We start from the raw sequence: 20,577 nt of genomic DNA, 5'->3' as shown, positions 1-20,577 counted from the left end.
ACAAAAAATGTTAATTTATAACATTCAAAGAAAGAATAGAGTGGCTTTTCCTGTTGAAATAGGTCCGCGAATCCGATATAATAAAAGTGTTTTTGAAGCTTGACTTTCAATGTAAAAATTTCACAGGAGGATTCAACCAGTATGAGTAAAATTGATAAACTCGCCGTAAATACCATTCGCGTACTTTCGGCGGAAGCGATCCAGAAGGCAAACAGCGGCCATCCGGGCCTGCCGCTCGGTTCCGCGCCCATGGCGTACACGCTGTGGTCGAAATACCTGAAGCATAACCCGAAAAATCCGAAGTGGGAAAACCGCGACCGGTTCATCCTGAGCGCGGGGCATGCGTCCATGCTGCTTTATTCCCTGCTGCATATGTTCGGTTACCAGGTATCGATGGAAGATATCAAGAATTTCCGCCAGTGGGAATCCGTAACCCCCGGTCACCCGGAATACGGCCTTACGGACGGCGTCGAAGCGACCTCCGGCCCCCTCGGGCAGGGCATCGCGATGGCGGTCGGCTTCGCAATGGCGGAAGCGCACCTCGCGGCGGAATTCAACCAGCCGGGCTATAATGTGGTAGACCACTACACCTACGCGCTCACGGGCGACGGCTGCTTGCAGGAAGGCGTTTCCGGCGAGGCAAGCTCCTTTGCGGGCACGCAGAAGCTTGGAAAGCTTATCGTGCTGTACGATAAGAACGACATCACCATCGAAGGCGGGATCGACACCGCATTCGACGAAGACGTGAAAAAGCGTTATAAGGCATACGGCTGGCAGGTGCTCGAGGTGGAAGACGGCAATGAAGACCTGAAATCCATCGGCGAAGCCATCGAAGCGGCAAAGGCGGAAAAGGAAAAACCGTCGCTCATCATTGTTAAAACGAAAATCGCGTACGGCTGCCCGGCAAAGCAGGGAAGCGAATCGAGCCACGGCTCGCCGCTCGGCCAGGAAAACATCGACGCGATGAAAAAGAACCTCGGCTGGGAATACGAAGAAGCATTCGTTGTCCCGGAAGAGGTGAAGAAGCATATCGCAGAGCTCCAGGAAGTGTATTCCGCAGAGGAAGCGCAGTGGAACGACCTGTTTGCGAAATACGAAAAAGAATATCCGGAGCTTGCGAAGCAGTATAAGGCATACAATGCTCCTGTCCCGGAAACTGTGTTCGACGACGCATACTGGAATTTTGAAGATAAGCCGATGGCAACGAGGGACACCTCCAACGTGATCTTGAACAGGCTCGCCGCCAAGGTCCCGAACCTCATGGGCGGCAGTGCGGACCTCGGCCCGGCGAATAAGTCGATCATGAAGGAACGCGGCTGGTTCTCGCCCGAAGACCGCAAGGGCACGAACGTACACTTCGGCATCCGCGAATTCGCGATGGCGGCAATGTGCAACGGCATGCTGCTGCACGGCGGCATCCGCCCCTACTGCGCAACCTTCCTTGTGTTCAGCGACTATATGAAGAGCGCGATCCGTATGTCCGCCCTCATGAAGCTCCCGGTCACCTATGTGCTGTCGCACGATTCCATCGGTGTGGGCGAAGACGGCGCGACCCACGAGCCGATCGAGCATCTCGCGGCGCTGCGGGCGACTCCGGGCGTATATATGTGGCGTCCCGCGGACGGGCACGAAACGGCGGCGGCCTATAAGGCGGCAATGACCAAAAACGCCCCGAATGCAATCGCCCTTTCCCGCCAGAACCTCCCGCTCATGAAAGAAACGGGCGAAGGCGCGCTCCGCGGCGGTTATATCCTCGTGGACGGCGGCGCGAAGCCGGATGTCATCCTGATCGGCTCCGGCAGCGAAGTAGAACTTTGCATGAACGCGGCCGAAGAACTCAAAAAAGACGGTGTTTCCGCGCGCGTGGTCTCCATGCCGTGCATGGACCTGTTTGAAGAGCAGGACGCGGCATACAAGGAAAGCGTGCTCCCGAACGCGGTTCGCGCAAGGGTTGCCGTGGAAGCGGGCACGTCGTTCGGCTGGGCGAAATATGTCGGCCTCGACGGCGGCTATGTAACCATAGACCATTTCGGCGCTTCCGCACCGGCGGGCGTGCTGTTCGAGAAGTTCGGCTTCACAACGAAAGCGGTTGTGGATAAGGCGAAGGAAGTTCTCGGAAAATAACCGAAACAATGCTTGGCAAAGAAACCCGGGGCGGCGGCTCCGGGTTTCCTTTTTCGTATCCCGGGAAAATCCCGTTTCGGATTTTTTTTATGTATTATCAATAGGGTAAGGAGAACTTTTTCCGGCTCTCTCGTAACCATAAAGAAAGAAGGGGATTTACAATGTTGACAACGTTTAAAGCGACGGCAAAGAAGCTGCCGGACGGCTTGCAGGTGGAAACGGAGTCGCGCGGCTTCAAGGTCCTGATGGATGAACCCAAAGACCTCGGCGGCACGGACGCAAGCCTCAACCCGGTGGAGGACGTGCTGTGCGCGCTCGGCGCATGCCAGGCCATCTGCGCGGCGGCGTTCGCGCGTTCGCAGGGCATAAAGCTCGACGATTTTTTCGTGGAATTGGAAGGGGACCTGGACCCGGACGGCTTCCAGGGGAAAGCGTCTGTGCGCAACGGCTTCCAGGAAATCCGTTTTAAAATGCATATGAAAACGGATGCATCGCAGGAGGAAGCGGAGAAATTCGCGGACTTTATCGAAAGCCGCTGTCCGGTGGGCGATTGCCTGCAAAACGGCGTGAAGCTGGTGCGTTCGGGCGTTGTTGTGGAATAACGGCGCGCGCATCAAATAATGATATGGCTGAAAAAGGCTTGCCCCGGGATTTTATCCCCGGGCAAGCCTTTTTTTCGCTTTATCCCCACAGGTTGAAATATGCTGTGCCTTGCTGCCGTCTGGTATCTTAAATATTTTTGTCCGTCAATCGGGCGCATCCGCCGCCCCGTGAATCGTTGAAACGCACTGCACGTCGTTATGCGTCATGTGATACGCTCCGCCCGCGAAGCGGGCACAATCATTCTTACCTATTACTTATTCCCTATTCCCTGATCTATCTCCCGCACCAGCATGGGAATCGTATAACTCAAATTGAGGTCGAACGCCTTTTCGGGCTGGACCTCCGCCATATAAGGAGTGTAAAACAGCTCCTTGAACTCCCGCGCAAGCTCCGCTTCGCCCTTCCCGGCGCGCATACCTTCCTCTGCCCGGCGCATGAATTCCGTGTTCCAATAGACGGCGTTTTCAATAAACGCCGCGCATGCCTCCCCCTCGAGCAGGCCGCGGTGCGGCGTCAGGATTTTTTCCGCGCCGAGCGCGGCAAGCTTCCCGACGGATTCCATCGCAAGCGCATAGCCCACCATATAGCATGGCATGACCACGCCGCCGCCCGCGTCCACGCCCAGCGTCTCGCACGAGAGCAGCAGCTTTTCTTCCCCGCACCAAAAAGCGATACAGCATTTCGTGTGCCCGGGTGCCTCGATTACCCTCAGCTTCGCAGGCCCCAAATCAATTTCGTCCCCTTCGGCCATGGCAAGGTCGATGTGCAGCCGGTCCGTGCGGTCCTCGTACCCGTCCGCGCCCGCAATCCGTGCCGCGTTATCGTTCATCTCACGCATCACCGCCCGTGCGGACGGCTTCTCTAAAATTTTTTTCGCGTACGCGCTGCCCGCAACCGTTACGTCCGGCCATGCGGCCCGTACATACGCGCTGCCCGAGGCATGGTCGTAATGCGAATGGGTGAGCAGCACGTAATCGAGCGGCCTCCCCCGCAAAACATCCTTTATATTGGCAATCATGCGCGGGGCGCTGTAAGCAAAGCCCGAATCGACCAGCGCGGTCTTTCCTTCCGTTTCCAGTAAAAACGCCTCGCCCCCGGGCGCGCCGCCGACATTCGTTATTGTAACCATCCGTGCCCTCCTCCGGTGTAAAGTGTTCGTTCCCTATTGTACTGCACAGGCCGCGGCCCGTGCAAGCCCGCTATTGTACTTGGCACAAAAATGATGTATATTTAATTTGATTTGATTTTTATTGTAAAGGACAGGAAATATGGCAGAACAGAAGCTGCGGGGGAGTTTTTCCAATTTCCCGGTAAATCCGGACGATACGGAGCTGATTAACTTTGATGTGGTTGTAAAAATCGGTTCCATGGCTCTCATCCGCAGGGAAGACAACGACATCGATTATAATATCTTTTCACGGCTGGCGGCCAGCCTGAAGCCGGGTTATATCCTCGTTTCGTCGGGCGCGGCGGAAATCGGGCGCATCGATTACATGAAGCGCAACGGCGGGCGCGAGCTCAAAGGCAACCTCGCCGCCATCAAAACGGCTTATTCCGCCCAGGGCCAGCCGATCCTGATGGAAATGTACCGCCAGTTTGTAAACCCGAAATACTCGGTGCGGCAGGTGCTGGTGGAACACAGCCACTTCAACGACGAACGCAAGGTGAACCACATCCGCAACCTGCTTTTTTCGGCGGCCAACCAGAACGCCATTCCAATCGTCAATTATAACGACGCGGTTTCCGATACGGAAAATATGCGCCTCGAGCTCCGCGACCTGAAACGCAAAACGGAAAACGTGGTGGAGTGCGTGGATAACGACGAAACGGCCGCTGTCATCGCGCAGCTTGTCAACGCGCGCATCCTTGTGCTGCTCACCAGCGTGGAGGGAATTTACGCAGACCCGAAAGACCCGGCGACGCTGATTGAGGAAGTCACGGGCACAAGCTACGAGGAAGTGGAACAAAAAATCGACGCGATGATGGAAAATTGCAGCGGAGCGTCGCGGCGAGGGGCGAACGGCGCCAAAGCAAAGCTCCAGTTCGCAAAGGAACCGCTCAAAAACGGAACGACGGTCATCATCGCGCATGCGAGGCACAAGCTTTCCGATATCATCAAGGGAAATGTCCCGCGCACACTCTTGGATGTAAAGTAAAGGGGAATGATTATGGACTACGAAGTTTTATACGATGCTATTTTCCACCGGCGCTCGGTCCGCAAATACGACAGCGCGCCGCTCACCGACCAGGCCATCGCGGAGCTGCACGAATTTATGCAGGGCGTAAAGCCGCTGGTCCCGGGAATCAAAACCGAATTCAAGCTGCTGCTGCCCGGCGACATCAAAACAAACGCGCCCCACGCCGTATGCCTGTATTCCGAAAAAAAGGACGGCTGGCGCATGAACGCCGGCTTCATGATGGAGCAGGTCGACCTCTACCTGTCCGCGGACAATATCGGCGCGTGCTGGCTGGGAATGACAAAGCCGGATAAGGGGAAGGTCGCGCCCCCGGCGGGAATGGAATGGCTGGCGACGCTGTGCTTTGGCACGCCCGCACAGCCCATGCACCGCGAAGGCACGGAACAGTTCAATCGCAAGAGCCTCAATGAAATTTCAAATGTAACGGACCTTTACCATGTGCTCGAGGCGGTGCGCCTCGCGCCGTCCGCAATGAACAAGCAGCCGTGGTTTTTCAGCGGCAGTGCGGAGCATGTGGTAATCAGCCGGAAAAAATCCCTGATGCTCGATAAATTAAACCAGATCGATACGGGCATTGCCCTTTGCTGCCTTATGCTCGCGCTTTCCCACCAGGGGAAGGACGTAAAGTTTTCTTTCGGGAAGCAGCCTGTCCCGGAAAAGCAGATTTTTATGGCGGCGGCGGAAATTACAGCCAGGGCGTGAAGCCGGGTGAATTGAAAGGCTGTATCAGGAATCTTCCTGGTACGGTCTTTTTTTGCGGCGGCCCGTTAAAAAATACGCGGCAGGAAGCCCAAGGTTGAATCTGGCCTACGAAAGCGTTACAATGGTATAAAAATACAACTATAATCCAGTATGGATTGCGGAAAACACATGAATGATACCAGTAAAAAAGCCGGAAAAAAACAAAAAAGGATGAGCCGGGTCGACCTGCAGGCGTTTTTGCTGACCGCGATTATGGTCGTGCTTTCCTGCGTCCTGATATTTTTAATCAACTATACGCTTTCCTACCAGGATATGATAGACAGCCTGCAAGAGCGCGCGCGGGGAATCTACCGCTACCTCGAACAAAATTTAGATGAAGAGAGCTTCTCACAGCTCAACGTTCCCGGCGACATGAAGGGCGGGGAATACCACGCAATGAAAGAAATGCTCGAGGATACCAAGTCCGCCGCAAGCGTCCGCTACCTGTACACTGCCAAGCGGACGGATACGGGCGAATATATTTACCTGGTGGACGGCCTTCCCGCGGAAAACGAGGATTTCCGCAACGTGGGCGATCCGATTGAACCGGAAATTATTCCGGATATCGAGCGCGCCTACCGCAACGAGGTAGTGCTTCCCGAGCAGATCAAGGATACCTCGTGGGGGAATATTTTCATCTCCTATTTTCCCATCCATACCGGAATCGGCGAAGGGGAGGTAATCGGCGTGGTGGGGATTGAGTTCGATGCGGAACACCAATACCGGACCTTCCGCTGGCTGAGCATGGCCACGCCCGCCATTATTGCCATTTGCTGTGTGGCGGCGGGAATCGTCGCGGCGTTCCTCTTTAAAAGGATTTCCAATCCCGCCTACCGGGACCTGGCCAATACGGACCTGCTGACGGGGCTCAACAACCGGAATTCGTTCAATGTTATGCTCAATAACCTTGAGGCGCTTCCCGATAAAGCAGGAATCGGAGTCCTCGTGATCGATTTGGATAATTTAAAACAGGTCAACGATTTGCTGGGGCATCCTGCCGGCGACGAATATATCCGTGCGGGCGGCAGCCTCGTGCAGGAATTTATCCATTCGCCGAATGTCCTTTACCGGGTCGGCGGGGACGAATTCGCCGCCGTTATGCGGGAAGCCACCCCGGAAGGGCTTTTAAAGCTGGTGGATGAAATAAACGAAGCCGCCGGGGATTTCCACGACCAAAACGGCACCAGGGTCGGCCTGTCGGTTGGCAGCGCGGTGTTCCGCCCGGGGGAGGATAAGGGCGTCGACGACGTCGTCAGGCGCGCGGATGAAGAAATGTACCGGGTGAAAAGGATGAAAAAAAGCGGCGGAAACGGCGAACGCTGAAACAAGCGGTAAATTAAGGCCGTCCCCGGTCCTCCGGGGGCGGTTTTTTCCGCCGCCGGAAAGGCGCGGCACCGGGGGGAAGGCCCGTTTCCGGATGCCCGGAAACAGGCAGTGGAACCCATGGGGTGTTTTGTGATAATATAAACTATCAGTCTGTATTGCGGGGCCCTGCCGGGCGCGCCGTAAGGCTGAATTTTTCGGGAGATTTAGGGGGTAGGCCAATGAGGGAAGGAAAAGCAAGCGCGCTGGTCCCAATCGGTGTGTTCCTGGCGCTGTTTATCGGCTGCGGAATCATTTTCGGGGATTTTTATGTGGTTCCGGCGGTCGTCGGCTTTTTAATTGCGCTGATCGTTGCGTTTTTCCAAAACCGCAAGCGGAGCTTTGCGGAAAAAATGAATACCGTAGCCACGGGAATGGGCGACCAGAATGTGATGATTATGTGCCTGGTGTTTATCCTCGCGGGGGCGTTCTCCGGGACGGCGCAGGCGGCGGGCGGCGTAGACAGCGTGGTAAATTTCGCCCTTTCAATTATGCCGCCCGGCGTGGCGGTGGCGGGGCTCTTTGTGATCGCCAGCTTTATATCCCTTTCCATGGGAACCTCCGTGGGCACCATTGCCGCGCTTGTCCCCATCGCGGTGGGGATCAGCCAGAAAACGGGGCTGCTCGGCGCGCTGTGCGTAGGGGCGGTGGTGTCCGGCGCAATGTTTGGCGATAACCTCTCCATGATTTCCGATACCACCATTGCGGCCACCCGCACGCAGGGCTGCAATATGAAGGACAAATTCCGCGAGAATTTTAAAATCGTGCTTCCGGCGGCAATCGCCACCTTTGTTATTTTTATTGTCCTTACCATCAATACGCCCACCGAAATTACGGGAAATTACGAATATGATTTTTGGAAAATCCTGCCCTACCTTGTGGTGCTCGTGAGCGCGCTGTGCGGCCTTAACGTCATCATTGTGCTGGTGCTCGGGCTGGCGCTGTCGCTTGCGGTCGGCCTGTTTTCCGGAATGATCCTTCCGCAGCAGATGTTCAGTGTGATTGCGGGCGGCCCGGACGGCGCGGGCGGCCTCATGGGAATGTACGACATCACCGTCATCTCGATCCTTGTTGCGGGAATCATCGGCCTTGTAAAGGCCAACGGGGGAATCGATTTCCTGCTGGCCTCGATCCACAGGGTGGTAAAAACCAAAAAGGGCGCGCAGCTTGGCATCGCGGCCCTAAGCTCGGCGGTCGATATCTCCACCGCCAATAACACGGTGGCAATCGTCATCGCGGGGCCGATTGCAAAGGATATCTCGGACGAGTTCGGGGTCACGCCCCGGCGGACTGCGGCCCTGCTCGATATCTTCACCTCCGTGTGGCAGGGAATCCTGCCCTACGGCGCACAGCTTTTGTATGCCTCCGCGGGCGCGGCGGCGGCAGGCCTTGCGCTCACCCCCGTAGACGTCATCCCCTTCCTGTTTTATCCCATCCTGATGGGCGTAAGCGCCCTTATATGGATATTGTTTGGAATCGGGGAGCGGAAGAAAAAGAAGGAGCCGTAATAAAAAACGCCTTTTCCAGAAGGGAAAGGCGTTTTTTTATATACAAATTTCCGCTATGCTGTAACGGCGTAATATCGCGTTACTTTTTGCAGGCCAGCTTCCCGGATAAGGCTTCCGCAAACAATGCCACGCCGCCGATAATCAGGTAGAATGCGAAAATCCATTCGAGGGTAAAGAACCCTGTGATCGGCGCGCAGATAATCAGGATACCAAGCGCCAGGTTGATGATGCCGCTTGCGAGAATCCAGCCCGAACCCGGCTCTCCCGCCTTTTTAAACGCGCCGTATGAAGAAAGCTGCGTAATGCCCCCGAACAGTGCGAAGAACCCGATGATAAAGGAGAACGTGGACAGCATGTTCAGCTTGCCGATGTGGCTTCCCAGCGCTTCCACGAGGATCAGGATGCCGATCAGCGTAAAGATCACGCCGTTTGCGAGCGTCCACCCGTTCCTGTAATCGGCGGGGGTGCGCAGATAGGCGATGACCTCAAAGACGCCATAGACAATAAATCCGGCGGTTACGAAATAACCGATTCCAATGCCCATGATGTAGGGGGCCGCAAAAATCAGGATGCCGATCACGACCATGCAAACCGCGATCACAACTCCCGCAATCTTATTTCCGCCCGTCGCCTGTTTTGCTATGTTGTTCAGGCTCATCCTCGATTTCGGTGGTTCGTTGTTTGAATTCTGGTTGCTGTTAAAACTTTCGTCAGGCATAAATAATTCCTCCTCTTTCGGAGCATGCGCGCGGGCGCCATGCTCAATGTATACGATCAAAAAATAATACCCGCCGGACGCGGCAAAATACGCCTACCCCGGCTTTTTAATTCATAAACATTTTTTTGCCGTGCGAAACAAAATATGAAAAGGCGGCATACAAAAAAAGGCTTCGCCCCGGTCCGGGGAAAAGCCTTTTGGTTCGCGCTGTCACTGATCGATAACGCTTCCGTCCGTATCGATGACCGTAACGCTCCACGGGATCATTTTCCCGCAGTTTTTAAGCGCTTCCATTGCCGCCTGTGCAATTCCGCCGCAGCACGGCACGGACATACGCACAACCGATACGCTTTTGATATCGTTGTTTTTCAGGATTTCCGTCAGCTTTTCCGCATAATCTGCCTCGTCAAGCTTGGGACAGCCGATCAGCGTTATTTTGCCGCGGATAAAATCGTTGTGGAAATTGCCGCAGGCAAACGCCGTGCAGTCCGCCGCGATCAGAAGATGCGCATCCTTGAAATACGGCGCGTTCACCGGAACCAGCCGGAGCTGTACGGGCCATTGGGAAAGCTGTGATTCCATTGCGCAGGCTTGCGGGGCCGCAGGGGCGGCCTGTTCCGCGGCCGGACGGTCGATGGTCCGGGATTGCGTCCCCGGGCAGCCGCACGGAAGCGCTTCCCACGTTTCCATATTCTTTTTTACGGCCTTTGCGTCATATGCCGCCGCCTCGCGTTCCTCAAAGGAAATCGCATCCGTCGGGCAAACGGGCAAACAGTCGCCGAGCCCGTCGCAATAATCGTCGCGCAGCAGCTTTGCCTTGCCACCCTCCATGCCGATCGCCCCCTCGTGGCACGCCTGTGCGCAAAGCCCGCAGCCGTTGCACTTTTCTTCATCTATCGTAATAATTTTCCGTTTCATATTCCTTACCGCCTTTTTGTTTTCTTGCTTCTATCATACCAAATCCGGCAGGAAAAGATGTTGCAATTGCAACCGAATTATTTCCGCGCCTTTTTTCGCTGCGCAGGAATGCTGATCTCCCGGAAACCCTCGCCCGTAATTTCGCCCGCGTCTCCCACAATGATAAACGCATCCGGGTCAATTTCGTGGATCAGCCCGTAAATCCTGTATACCTCCTGCCGCCGTACCGCGCACAGCAGCACCTCTCCCTCCGTGCCGCTGTATCCGCCGCGCGCTTTCAGCCCGGTAACGCCGCGTTCCATTTTTGTGAGGATGGCATGCGCGATCTCCTTGCTCCTGGGCGAAACGATAAACATCATTTTGCCCGTGCCGAGGCTGGTGCCGTAAAGCACCGCGTCAATCACGCGCGAGGTAATGAAGATGACGAGGATGGCATACAGCGGGCTTTCAAATTCCCGGTAAACCCACGCGGAAATAAGCACCACAATCACGTCCAGCACCATAATCAGCTTGCCGATCGAAATATGCGGAAAACGTTTCGCGAGAAGGTTGGCGGCCAGCTCCGTTCCGCCCGAGGTGCCGCCGCGCATCAAAATCAGCCCCAGCCCGAGGCCGGAAAGCACGCCGCCGAACGCCACGGTAATCAGGGGCTCGCCCGTATACTGCGGCATTATTCCTGCCGTTGCGTCGATCACCACGGAAGAAAGCACGGTTGCGACCACGGTCTTGATGACAAACCGGAATCCAAATACAAAAAATCCGAGGATAAAAAGAGGGATGTTCATCACCAAAATCATCGTGCCGATGGGCAGGCCAAACCCAAAATTCAGCATCGTTGCAACGCCCGTAAGCCCGCCGGGCGCAATGTTGTTGGGCGCGGTGAAAATGTTGACGGAAGCGGCATACAGAAGGCTTCCGATCAAAAACAATACGCCGTCCGTCACATAACCTTTTATTTTGCGGGAACGCAATTCCATTGACGCTCATCTTCCTTTCCGGTGGAAATTTTCCAATACCATCATACTCCTTTACTATAAACAGGAAAAGCATTTGCATATTTAGTTTGTGTAAAGATTTCGGTATAAATAAATTTCTCCACCAAAAAAGGCCCCGCAAGGATTGCCCGCCACATAAAACCATGGCGTTCCTGCCGGGACCTTTTCTCATTCAGTACTGTTCAGATTTTCGTTCTTTTTTCCTGATTGTTAATACTCAACTGATTTTGCTGATACCGTTCTCATCCATCCAGGCATTGATGGTGTCGGTTATATTCTTTCGTGCAGTACTGAGATTCAGTATTGCCGAACATGCAGCCATCTCTTCCTGCGTGAGCTCATGATCGCGCGTCTTTTCATCTTTACCCAAAAACCTCATAACAGGCGCTTCGGCATTAACAATTTTTGCTAAATCATCTTCCTCCAGCCTTGTGGTAGCTATTTCCGATATACCATTATCAACCTCACGATCGACGTTAAAGTAATCGAAATAGAATGATACATAATCATCTTCGCCAACCTTGATTTTTACATCCTCAAAGAAAATCCAATCGGATGCATAAAAGCCAAGTTTAACTTTCAGGCTATAGCCTTCCAGATAAGGAACAATGTTCGTATCGCCCGTAATTTTTTCTACGCCGTTCCCATAGGCTACTACTGTGTCGTCAAATTCATCACTCTCAACAGAGCATCCTTCAAGGGCTGCATTCGCCTGTTCTGCCAGTGTGATAAATTGGTATACGGTATCTGTTTCGGCGGGAGAATTGGTCTCGATGTAAGAATTGGCCAAATCCGTTATACCGCTAAAATTGTAACTGTTTGCCATTGAGAAAAGCTGGTTGCGCGTTTCTTTGTCTTTTAAGAAATCATCTTCCGGAACAATAATTGATATGCTGTCAATTATCCCGGAAAAAGTGACCGAAGGCTCGTCCAGTCCTTCCGGCGAAGTGTATGCGGAAAATAAGTAACATTTGGAATCTTCGATGAACGAATAAGAAACGACGCTATAAACTCCCTGGTCGAGAGACATCTCAAAATCAGATTTTATTGCGTTGATTCCGGCGACCGTCATTTTTTCCGAAGAAAAATTGGAAACATTTTCGCTTTCCTGAATTCCTTCCACAAAGGCATTCAATAGGTTTTCTTCAGATTCCGTCATTTGCCCATCCATGGACTGGGTTGCGACGGCAATATAGCCGTCAGCATTCTCCTCGTAAGGATAATAGAATGTCATTGAAGTATTATCAGCCTGGACTTCCCGCCAGGAGGATGGAACTGAATATGTAAGCTGGCCTAATTTAACTTCTTTGTCGAGCGTCTGGGCCGTTGGAGCCGGTGTAGGTGTGGAAGTTGGTTCCGCGCTTGCCTCCGGCACCTCGGGCGGCGTAGCTTGCCCGGAAGACGGCTGCCCGCAGCCAGCTAAGGAACAACATAATAAAGCACATAACAATACAATCAAAAATTTTTTTATAACCTTTACCCATCCTTTAAAATCAGAAATGAAAACGGCCCCTTGAACCCCCACAGGCCATTTACTGCTACAATTATATCATATTCCGATAAGGTAAGGTATTGAATTGCAGTAAAATAAGTTAAAATTATTTCCGGAGCTCTATCAGGACGGCTCCTTCCACCAAAAAAGGCCCCCTCGCGGGAGCCGGAAAAAGGTGGGGAATCTATATAAAAGCGCGAGGCTTCATTCTTTGACTGCCCCGGCCGGTAAGGCTTTGGTAGCCGGGGCAGAATTTGTATGGTTTCAGCATAAGCCGCTTTCATGAACCCGGTGTGAAGCGGATTTTAACAAAGTGTAAAGAAAACGCCCTGTCCAAAGACAGGGCGCGCTTTTCATTTTTTTAAGATTCCCCGCAAGGGTGACGGAGCACTCCGCATGAACGCTCCCGATGCCGGACAACTGGCTTTTTTCCCGGAAAATCAGTATCCGAACTCTGCATTAAGCGCGGCAATTGCGCTTTCACGCCATGCATCGAGTTCATTTTGCTGCTCTATATAAGGCCGCCGTTCATTTTCATACCTGGATTGGATACCATTCAAGACTGACTCTACCGGATTCACCCCGGCATTTTTGATTGCCTGCATTTTGTGAATATATGCCTGCCGCAGGCCCTCCTCAATCGGAGATAAGCGGGTACTGTACTCGGATTCAATCATCGAGAGCCTCGCTTCATATTCGGCACGCCTGTCGGCCGTAGGTTCCGGCGTGGGCGCGGCTGTAGGAATGGGCGTAGATGCAGGTGCAGTCGTAGGATCAGAGGCGGCAGCCGTAGGATCAGGCGTAGGTTGTGGTGTGGGTACGGCCGTAGAATCAGGGGCCGGAGCGATCACCTCGCCGCCCGAATCATCAGGTGATGAATCAGGCGAAGCCGTCTTTTCTGTCGGGGATTTTCTGGACTTTATTGTGCCTTCCACGGTAAGCGAAGGAACAGGCGATGCCGCAGCGGAAGGAATTGCGCTTGGGCTTGCGGTAGGCTTTGCGCTTATTGACGGGCTTGGCGAGGCGGAAGCGGACGGTGCCGGGGCAGCGCTTGTCCCCGCTTCGCTGACAATTAACGGTTTCTGCGGCGCGGGAGTGCTGCCCAATGCCACGGGGACGATAACAGCAACGGCAACTGCCGCACAAACGATTGGTATAACAAATTTATGCATACGAAAGAATAACAGTATTTTTTTCATAATCCCTATCCCTTATTTTATTTATTTAAAGCTTAACATTCCAACCGCTAAATTTCAACACCCATAAATTCCGGCAATCAGGAGGGTCCGCTGCGGGTGCGTCGCCGCCAACGCCCTAAGGCCGCCCACGGCATGGAGTTTTCCCGCAGTACTGTCATAAGCCGCCCGGTGATTTACAGGGCGTTCCTTCACTTTTTCTTTGGATGCTTTTTCTGCTTCCCGCTGATTTCCCGCAGCTCGATTTTTACAATCCCCGTTTGGGAAAGGGATTTGCGGACCGCCTCGTCAAAGCCGCCCATGTTGCTCGCCGCGTATTTCTCGCATATCAGCCGCAGGGCGTGAATTTTTTCCGCCTCGTCCGTCACAACCTCCGCCCGTCCAAAGGCAACCGCGCTCTTATAGGTGGTGGAAAATTGCTCGGGCAGGGGAACAACGTCCTCCGCGCAGACAAGGCACACCTCCGGCTCGTGCCCGATGCATTCAAGCTTGTAGCCCGCGGGAGCGCAGTGGAAATACACCGTGTTTCCCGAAACGGCGGGCGAAACAGGCACCGCATATGGCTTCCCGTCCGGCCCCGTCATGGAAAGCACCGCATATTCGCAGGCGCCCAGCACCCCGCGCGCTTCCTCCTCCGTCGTCGCGCGTTCCTTCCGTCTCATTTCACGCATGTTTTTTTACCGCCTTTTGTTTTTAACCAGTATAACATATTGTGCGCCGGATGCGGATGGGGTACAATCATAAAAAAGCATGTTGCATTTGCAACAAAAGGGAAGCGCGATGGAACAATATTTTGAAGTTTTACAAAAAAATGAGCTGTTTAAAGGCGCAGACGAAGGGGAACTCCGTTCCATGCTCTCCTGTATGGGATATACGGTCCGCCATTTTTCCAAAAACAATATGATCTGGAACCTGGGCGCGGATACCAAAAGCTTTGGGATTGTGCTCGAAGGACAGGCGCAGGTGATCCGCGAAGACTGGTTCGGCACGCGCAGTATCATTGCGGCAGTCGGGCCGGGCGGCGTATTCGGCGAGGCCTTTGCGTGCGCCGGCGTCTATAAAAGTCCGGTGGCCGTGCGCGCGGGAATGGACGGCACAGTGCTCTTTTTAAACGTGGAAAAGCTGCTTACCGTGTGCGGCAACGCCTGCAAATTCCACGGCAGGCTGGTTCGCCGCCTTACGCGGATGCTTGCCCGCAAAAATATTGAACTTAACCGAAAAATCGAATTCATGAGCCGACGTACCACAAAAGACAAGCTCGGAGCGTTCCTACTCTCCGAATACGGCAGGCAGGAAACGAACCCGTTCCCAATCGCTTTTACGCGCGCCGAGCTCGCCGATTACCTCGGCGTAGACCGCAGCGCCATGTCGCGCGAGCTTTCGCGGATGAAACAGGCGGGCGCGATTGATTACTGGAAGAACAGCTTTAAAATACTGGATTTTGAAAAACTGGGAGTCGGCCATAACCGGTAGGGCATGCGGCTTTGTCCCGTTTTCATGCGTTCCCCAAAGGGAATGAATCTCTTGCTGGTAAAAAATCGTCTGTCCCTTGAATAATCCAAATAAAAAATTTTAAAGACCATATTGACAAGTATGGTTTTATTAACTACAATTGTAATTATAAAACACCGGGGAGAGCATCCGATATGAAAAAAGAAAATAAAACGCTTACAGGCTCGGAATGGACGGTTATGTCCGCATTGTGGGGGCATGAACCCCAAATGCTTTCAGAGGTAATCGAGGCTCTGCGGGGTTCTGTGAAATGGGGTTACTCCACCTATGCAACGCACCTCAACCGCTTGTGTGAAAAAGGCTTTGCAGGCTACCGGCAGCGGGGCCGGAACCGTTTTTATTATCCGAAAGTAAAAATGGAAGACTGTATCCGTGCCGAAAGTAAAAGCCTCCGGGAGCGCCTCGGCAATGAAGGCCGGAAGCAGCTTCTGCTCTGTATGATCGAAGATATTGACCTTGACGAAAAAGACCGGAAGGAACTGGACGCTTTGGTGGAACGCCTTTCTAAGAAGAGAGGGACTCAAAATGACGAACCTACCTGAATTTTTAGTCGAAATGCTGGTGTATTCCGGGGTTTTATACGGGGCGATTATGCTGTTTAAATGGATTTTCCGGAACAGGCTGTCGCCGTTCCTCGGGTTTGCGCTGTGGTTTCTCCTGGTTGTGCGGCTGTGCATTCCCGTCACCATAGACAGCGGCTTCCATTTTATCACACTGCCGCAGGAACAGGCGCGGCAGGCCGCGGCGGAACCGGATGCACGGGAAAGTACAGGGCAGGCGGCCGGAGGGCAGTCTGTCCCGGCGGGAACCCGCCCGCAGGGTGTGGCGGCTGACCCGGGCGCGGTGGTAAAAATGGGCGGAACGGCAGACGGGAGACCAAGCCCGTCCGTGCCTGCATGGCGGGAAATCCTGCTTTTCGCGTGGCTTGCGGGCGCGGCGTTTTTTGCCGTGCGAAGCGCCGTTACGGCGGTAAAAATCAAGAAAGATTTGCTTTTGTCAAACAGTACGGACGAGCGCGTCGACGCGGTGCTCGCGCTCTGTAAAAAGCGCGTGGGCGTGAAGCGGCGGGTCCCGGTGCTTCTTTCAAACAATTTGCGTTCTCCGGCGCTCACCGTTTCCTTTCGGCCCAAAATACTGATGCCGCGGAATATGGCGCATGGCATGACGCACCGCCAGCTGTATTATGCGCTGTGCCACGAGCTGATGCATATGAAGCGCGGCGACCACCTGGTCTGCATCCTGATGCAGGCGCTGCGCGCGGTCTATTGGTTCAATCCGTTTGTGTGGATGGCCTTTCGCCGGATGTCCGTCGATATGGAAACGGCGTGCGACGCCGGTGTCGTAAACAGCATGAAACGGCAGGCAAGGGCGGAATACGCCCGCACGGTCATCAGCATGGCGGCGCGGCGTGAAAATGCGCAGGTCATGCTTGGAATGTCGGCGGGAAATACAAAAAAAATTGTGGAACACCGGGTGCGCGGAATGTTCCAGCCGAAGAAAAGCCGGGGAGGGGTTCGCCTCGCGGCAGTGGTGCTTGTGTGCGCGCTTGCGGTGTGCTGCTTCACAACGGCCTGCCGGCCGGTAAACCGTGAAACGTCCGCGCCTTCCGCGGTGGCAGACACAACTCCCGAATCCTTCCGGGTTTCGGAACCGGCGCCCGAAAGCACTCCCGTCCCTGCTCCGCTGAAAGAGATTGACGCGCCAAAGCGGTATCAGACGGATATCGAAGGACTGAAATTCCCAGTGCATGTGGATGCCGGGGTCGTCACGCCCGAGGTAACCGCGTTTCCGGTAAAACGGATGGAGGCGTCGGTCTTCACACAGGAAGAAGTCGACCGGGTCAGGGAATATTTTCTCGGGGATGCGCAGCTTTACCGGGATTTAGGCGCGCCGAGCGGCGAGCTTGAAGAGATGATCGCCGATCTGGAAACGGAACGGGCTGCCGAAACGAATGAAGCCCAAATTGATTACCTGGGCAGTGAAATCAGCTTCTACCGGAAACAACTTCCGAATGCGCCGGAAGAACGGTTTACACAGCCGATTGGCCCGGGGCTCCAAAGGGAAACGACGCCCGACGGCAGGGAAGTATTGGGACTGTCTGCGGTCGCGGATATGGGCGGCGGGACGTATGCGTTTTATTCCGTCTCAAATTTTACAGATTCTACCGATGATAATCATCTGTATCTTTGCACGGATGCCGGAAGCATGGGCGCGGTCAACCCGCCCGGCGTCATGCCGGGAACCCGGCAGGCCAAAGACCAGAAAATGACGCCGGAACAGGCCGAAGAAAAGGCGCTGGAAGTGCTCGAAGATTTGGAAATCAATGATATGAAAGTGAACGCGGTAACGGTCGCAGGAATTTCTGATCAAGTGGTGCCCGCCGCGGACGGAAGCGAGACAACAGAGGTTTACCAGGTGCTCGCGCAAAAGGAGATTGCCGGCATGGAACCGGGTGCATCCTATGGCGGATACCAGGGACTGAAAACACATAATGCGGATGGCGAGACGCTTCCTCCCTGCCGTGGGGATTACATTATCCTGCTGCTGCGGGATGACGGGCCGCTGGCGTTTACCTGGGGCTCCAAAACAAAGGTTGGGGAAACGCTGGAAGAAGACGCGGAACTGCTGCCTTTCGATCAAATAGCCGGAATATTTGTAAATGAAATGCTGAGCCGCTATGCGGATGTCACGGACGAAGAACTGGAATCGGGATATTACGATAACATGGAGGTCAGCCGCGTGGAGCTCGGCTATGTAAGCGTGTCCGACAGGGAAAATCCGGGCGATGGAATCCTTGTTCCCGCGTGGAGCTTCTGCCAAAAAGAGGAACGCGAAAATGAAGACGGCACAATCGAAGAAACGGAATCCTATCTCATGAACGTCAGCGCCATTGATGGCGCCATCCTTTACGGATGATTCGGGGAAGATAGTTAAAACAAAAAACGGCGGCTGCCATCCGGCAGCCGTCGTTTTCTCATTATTCATGTTTTCCGCAGGGGCTTCTCCCAAAATTCGCAGGCATCCATGTCGCAATTCCGTGTTCGTATCCGCGGATACGAACAATGTCCGCAGTATACCTCCTGAAATTTACCATCCTTGCGCCTGATATAATGTTGGATAAAATACCGGCATTTACCGCATGACTTTACTTTTTTCATCAAATTGCACCCCGAATATGATTATAACAGTCCGGGGCTGAAAAGGTTATGTGCTATAAAGCAGTATTTTATACCTCACAGATATATTCGTTATCCTCTGATCCATTCCATAATCTGCCCGACGGCAATATCCTGCTGCGCCGCGGAAGATATGCTTGCCGCACCGTCGCCGTCCTGCGCGCCATAACTGCCGAAGCCCGCGCGGTTCCCGCCTTCAATGTCGTAAAAAACGGTGTCCGCCGGAAAAAGGGGAAGCGCCTCTTCATATTTTTCGCGGTTCAGCACGCCGTCGTTTGCCGCGGTGAGGGAAAGCGCGCGCAGTCCGCTCCCCGAGAGGTCGGAATTCGGGTACGAGGCGAGGAAGGCCACGCCCAGAATACGCTCGTCCTTTGCGGCATACCCGGAGGCCATCACGCCGCCGAGCGAATGCCCGCCGATATACCAGCTGCGGATTTCCGGATGCGCCTCCAGTACGCTCTTTGCGCCGTTGCTGTTAAAAACAGCGAGATCAAACGGCATCTTTACGATCACGCTCAAAATTCCGCGCTCTGCAAGCCCGCGCGCCAAATATGCGTAAGCCTCCGCGTCCACCTTGCCGCCCGGGTAAAAGACGAAACCCGTACCCTCCGGGTTTTCCGCGGGGGTGAAAATAATCTCGCTCCCGGTGTCCTCCACCGTCACGCTCTCCGTAGGGGAAAGCGCCGCGCGCGCCTCATCTGTCGCGGCATGGTTTCCGGCCAGCAAATAAATAAACAGTACGCCGACAATGACGGCCACGACCGCGGGTATGATAATTTTTATCTTTTTCTTTTTCATAAATGTGTTTGAAACGCTCTTTTCGCCGATTCGCCAATCCGGGACCGCAGGGGACGCATGATAGGCTTGTACGCTCCCGGACAGGCCCGTTTCCATATCACCATGGGCGTCCGATATGGCGCCCATGGCCGCTGCGATTTTGCAAAATATACCGGCCTTATCTCCGCGCGGGAATGGTCAGCGGTTCGGTAAACCAGTCTATGCATTCCCAGTTTTCATGCTTTGTCACCTTGTCGAACGCGTTCTGGAAAAATTCCCGGATCGCGGCCTCCGTGTCAGGCGCGGAAAGCGCTTCCTTCAGCGGGAAGAAATACTCCATTTTCTGCGGGCTCCAAATTGCCCCCTCCGGCTTTACGCCCTGCGCGGACATATCGTCCTTGATGAACGGGTAGGGCATAATGAAAAACGAAGGATCGGAAAGGCTTTCATCCCCGGCCCAAAAACCGAATTCCATGAACTGTTCGTCAAATCCGTTCACCTCGATCACGCCGCTGCCCGGATAAGGGCTCGGCTTGCCGGAAAACAGGATTGCCGAAACGTCAAACGTTCCCCAGAAAAACGAGGGGAGCACCTTTTTGCCGCGGAAAGGAGACGTAAAATCAAGCAGCGCATTGTGCGCATACACATACATCCGGAAAAAATCCTTTGCCGCGCAGCCGTCGTAATCCCTTTTGTCGATATCATCGTAAAAAGGAATTTTTGAGCCCATTTCCTGCGGCACCTCGTTGATAACGGTGTCGCACATCAGCGTGCCCAGCATTTTCTTGAAATCATTGTAGTATTCGCTGACCGAAGTATTGTTTCGCAGAGAAAAACCGGCGGTGTCGCCCGAAACGGTCTGGGCGAACACGGTAGACGTGTCGAGGTTCAGCGCAATCGAAAAGCTGCGGTCCCCGTGGGGAATCAGCCCGGTCGTCAGGCCCTGCGGGGTAAGGTGCAGCACCACGTGCCCCCATTCGGGCTGCGCGGGCATCCGCACCAGCTTCACCTTGCCCATCATCTGCGCGATCATGTGCAGCGTATAAGCCGTCTCGGGCCATTCGTTGTAATTGATTATTTTTGCCATAAAAAAAGCCTCCTGGAAATCATTTTTTTGGAGGCTCATTCGTCGCAACACACGCTTTGTGCTTGCCCCGCCCTGCGTGCGGGGCCGCGCTTTTCGCGTGGTTGTGCCTCTCACCACCAAACCCATTTCATTGGGCTTTGGCGGGGGCCCCAGTCGACTTCGCTTCGCAT

The 20,577-nt window shown here is 54.1% G+C and carries 18 protein-coding genes; 9 read left to right on the top strand and 9 right to left on the bottom strand.

What is annotated here, in order from left to right; all coding sequences use genetic code 11:
* Positions 1-141 precede the first annotated feature (141 nt).
* Together tkt and BBD38_RS04125 are read left to right on the top strand one after the other, a co-directional pair.
* Positions 142-2,124 (top strand): transketolase, encoded by a 1,983-nt coding sequence (gene tkt, locus BBD38_RS04130; RefSeq protein ID WP_066684906.1) that lies wholly within the window; start codon positions 142-144, stop codon positions 2,122-2,124.
* A 161-nt stretch (positions 2,125-2,285) separates the two neighbouring features.
* Positions 2,286-2,726: an OsmC family protein gene (locus tag BBD38_RS04125; protein WP_066684903.1), complete on the top strand. Its 441-nt coding sequence runs from the start codon at positions 2,286-2,288 to the stop codon at positions 2,724-2,726.
* A 251-nt stretch (positions 2,727-2,977) separates the two neighbouring features.
* Here BBD38_RS04125 and BBD38_RS04120 read toward each other — a convergent pair whose 3' ends face one another.
* On the bottom strand, positions 2,978-3,856 hold the full coding sequence (locus tag BBD38_RS04120; RefSeq protein ID WP_066684900.1) for an MBL fold metallo-hydrolase: 879 nt from the start codon (positions 3,854-3,856) through the stop codon (positions 2,978-2,980).
* Positions 3,857-3,995: 139 nt separating this feature from the next.
* Between BBD38_RS04120 and BBD38_RS04115 the strand changes: the two genes are divergently transcribed.
* The 4 genes from BBD38_RS04115 (at position 3,996) to BBD38_RS04100 (ending at position 8,536) form a co-directional block, all read left to right on the top strand.
* Positions 3,996-4,883: an amino acid kinase family protein gene (locus tag BBD38_RS04115; protein WP_235829091.1), complete on the top strand. Its 888-nt coding sequence runs from the start codon at positions 3,996-3,998 to the stop codon at positions 4,881-4,883.
* 12 nt (positions 4,884-4,895) lie between these two features.
* Positions 4,896-5,627 carry a nitroreductase family protein gene (locus BBD38_RS04110; protein WP_066684897.1) on the top strand — a complete coding sequence of 244 codons (732 nt, stop codon included), beginning with the start codon at positions 4,896-4,898 and terminating at the stop codon, positions 5,625-5,627.
* 168 nt (positions 5,628-5,795) lie between these two features.
* Positions 5,796-6,989: a GGDEF domain-containing protein gene (locus tag BBD38_RS04105; RefSeq protein ID WP_066684894.1), complete on the top strand. Its 1,194-nt coding sequence runs from the start codon at positions 5,796-5,798 to the stop codon at positions 6,987-6,989.
* 221 nt (positions 6,990-7,210) lie between these two features.
* Positions 7,211-8,536, top strand: coding sequence for a Na+/H+ antiporter NhaC family protein (locus BBD38_RS04100; protein ID WP_066684892.1), 1,326 nt, complete (start codon positions 7,211-7,213; stop codon positions 8,534-8,536).
* A gap of 79 nt (positions 8,537-8,615) precedes the next feature.
* Here the strand turns inward: BBD38_RS04100 and BBD38_RS04095 are convergent, their stop codons facing one another.
* From BBD38_RS04095 to BBD38_RS04065, 6 genes are all read right to left on the bottom strand, one after another.
* Entirely contained in the window at positions 8,616-9,254 is a 639-nt protein-coding gene (locus BBD38_RS04095; RefSeq protein ID WP_147568075.1) for an HdeD family acid-resistance protein, read from the bottom strand.
* A gap of 210 nt (positions 9,255-9,464) precedes the next feature.
* Positions 9,465-10,172, bottom strand: coding sequence for an ATP-binding protein (locus BBD38_RS04090; RefSeq protein WP_066684889.1), 708 nt, complete (start codon positions 10,170-10,172; stop codon positions 9,465-9,467).
* 77 nt (positions 10,173-10,249) lie between these two features.
* Positions 10,250-11,149 carry a YitT family protein gene (locus BBD38_RS04085; RefSeq protein WP_066684886.1) on the bottom strand — a complete coding sequence of 300 codons (900 nt, stop codon included), beginning with the start codon at positions 11,147-11,149 and terminating at the stop codon, positions 10,250-10,252.
* A gap of 235 nt (positions 11,150-11,384) precedes the next feature.
* On the bottom strand, positions 11,385-12,692 hold the full coding sequence (locus BBD38_RS04080; RefSeq protein ID WP_147568074.1) for a hypothetical protein: 1,308 nt from the start codon (positions 12,690-12,692) through the stop codon (positions 11,385-11,387).
* 407 nt (positions 12,693-13,099) lie between these two features.
* A complete protein-coding gene (locus BBD38_RS14435; RefSeq protein ID WP_172807755.1) occupies positions 13,100-13,831 on the bottom strand; it encodes a hypothetical protein in 732 nt (243 codons plus the stop codon).
* Between the two features lie 215 nt (positions 13,832-14,046).
* Positions 14,047-14,526: a pyridoxamine 5'-phosphate oxidase family protein gene (locus BBD38_RS04065; protein WP_235829090.1), complete on the bottom strand. Its 480-nt coding sequence runs from the start codon at positions 14,524-14,526 to the stop codon at positions 14,047-14,049.
* A gap of 109 nt (positions 14,527-14,635) precedes the next feature.
* Between BBD38_RS04065 and BBD38_RS04060 the strand changes: the two genes are divergently transcribed.
* The 3 genes from BBD38_RS04060 to BBD38_RS04050 all read left to right on the top strand — a co-directional run bounded on the left by BBD38_RS04060 (position 14,636) and on the right by BBD38_RS04050 (position 18,283).
* Complete coding sequence (locus BBD38_RS04060) at positions 14,636-15,328, top strand: Crp/Fnr family transcriptional regulator (RefSeq protein WP_066684878.1); 693 nt, start codon at positions 14,636-14,638, stop codon at positions 15,326-15,328.
* A 173-nt stretch (positions 15,329-15,501) separates the two neighbouring features.
* The gene (locus BBD38_RS04055) at positions 15,502-15,909 is read left to right on the top strand and encodes a BlaI/MecI/CopY family transcriptional regulator (RefSeq protein WP_066684876.1); all 408 of its coding nucleotides are present in this window, start codon (positions 15,502-15,504) and stop codon (positions 15,907-15,909) included.
* Entirely contained in the window at positions 15,893-18,283 is a 2,391-nt protein-coding gene (locus tag BBD38_RS04050; RefSeq protein WP_066684875.1) for a DUF6034 family protein, read from the top strand. The genes BBD38_RS04055 and BBD38_RS04050 overlap by 17 nt, the downstream gene beginning before the upstream one ends.
* A gap of 332 nt (positions 18,284-18,615) precedes the next feature.
* Here the strand turns inward: BBD38_RS04050 and BBD38_RS04045 are convergent, their stop codons facing one another.
* Both BBD38_RS04045 and BBD38_RS04040 read right to left on the bottom strand, forming a co-directional pair.
* On the bottom strand, positions 18,616-19,467 hold the full coding sequence (locus BBD38_RS04045; RefSeq protein ID WP_082989469.1) for an alpha/beta hydrolase: 852 nt from the start codon (positions 19,465-19,467) through the stop codon (positions 18,616-18,618).
* Positions 19,468-19,498: 31 nt separating this feature from the next.
* The gene (locus BBD38_RS04040) at positions 19,499-20,407 is read right to left on the bottom strand and encodes a DUF5996 family protein (RefSeq protein WP_066684874.1); all 909 of its coding nucleotides are present in this window, start codon (positions 20,405-20,407) and stop codon (positions 19,499-19,501) included.
* Between the last annotated feature and the right edge of the window lie 170 nt (positions 20,408-20,577).

It is taken from the genome of Christensenella intestinihominis, from assembly GCF_001678845.1.
Lineage (GTDB): Bacteria > Bacillota > Clostridia > Christensenellales > Christensenellaceae > Christensenella > Christensenella intestinihominis.
The sequence above is the reverse complement of the archived record's forward strand: the minus strand, read 5'-3'. Positions and strand labels throughout refer to the sequence as shown.

Excerpts from the sequence above, each read along its gene's own strand:
- tkt (WP_066684906.1), top strand. The coding sequence starts at position 142 with ATGAGTAAAATTGATAAACTCGCCGTAAATACCATTCGCGTACTTTCG.
- BBD38_RS04125 (WP_066684903.1), top strand. The coding sequence starts at position 2,286 with ATGTTGACAACGTTTAAAGCGACGGCAAAGAAGCTGCCGGACGGCTTG.
- BBD38_RS04120 (WP_066684900.1), bottom strand. The coding sequence starts at position 3,856 with ATGGTTACAATAACGAATGTCGGCGGCGCGCCCGGGGGCGAGGCGTTT.
- BBD38_RS04115 (WP_235829091.1), top strand. The coding sequence starts at position 3,996 with ATGGCAGAACAGAAGCTGCGGGGGAGTTTTTCCAATTTCCCGGTAAAT.
- BBD38_RS04110 (WP_066684897.1), top strand. The coding sequence starts at position 4,896 with ATGGACTACGAAGTTTTATACGATGCTATTTTCCACCGGCGCTCGGTC.
- BBD38_RS04105 (WP_066684894.1), top strand. The coding sequence starts at position 5,796 with ATGAATGATACCAGTAAAAAAGCCGGAAAAAAACAAAAAAGGATGAGC.
- BBD38_RS04100 (WP_066684892.1), top strand. The coding sequence starts at position 7,211 with ATGAGGGAAGGAAAAGCAAGCGCGCTGGTCCCAATCGGTGTGTTCCTG.
- BBD38_RS04095 (WP_147568075.1), bottom strand. The coding sequence starts at position 9,254 with ATGCCTGACGAAAGTTTTAACAGCAACCAGAATTCAAACAACGAACCA.
- BBD38_RS04090 (WP_066684889.1), bottom strand. The coding sequence starts at position 10,172 with ATGAAACGGAAAATTATTACGATAGATGAAGAAAAGTGCAACGGCTGC.
- BBD38_RS04085 (WP_066684886.1), bottom strand. The coding sequence starts at position 11,149 with ATGGAATTGCGTTCCCGCAAAATAAAAGGTTATGTGACGGACGGCGTA.
- BBD38_RS14435 (WP_172807755.1), bottom strand. The coding sequence starts at position 13,831 with ATGCATAAATTTGTTATACCAATCGTTTGTGCGGCAGTTGCCGTTGCT.
- BBD38_RS04065 (WP_235829090.1), bottom strand. The coding sequence starts at position 14,526 with ATGCGTGAAATGAGACGGAAGGAACGCGCGACGACGGAGGAGGAAGCG.
- BBD38_RS04060 (WP_066684878.1), top strand. The coding sequence starts at position 14,636 with ATGGAACAATATTTTGAAGTTTTACAAAAAAATGAGCTGTTTAAAGGC.
- BBD38_RS04055 (WP_066684876.1), top strand. The coding sequence starts at position 15,502 with ATGAAAAAAGAAAATAAAACGCTTACAGGCTCGGAATGGACGGTTATG.
- BBD38_RS04050 (WP_066684875.1), top strand. The coding sequence starts at position 15,893 with ATGACGAACCTACCTGAATTTTTAGTCGAAATGCTGGTGTATTCCGGG.
- BBD38_RS04045 (WP_082989469.1), bottom strand. The coding sequence starts at position 19,467 with ATGGGCGCCATATCGGACGCCCATGGTGATATGGAAACGGGCCTGTCC.
- BBD38_RS04040 (WP_066684874.1), bottom strand. The coding sequence starts at position 20,407 with ATGGCAAAAATAATCAATTACAACGAATGGCCCGAGACGGCTTATACG.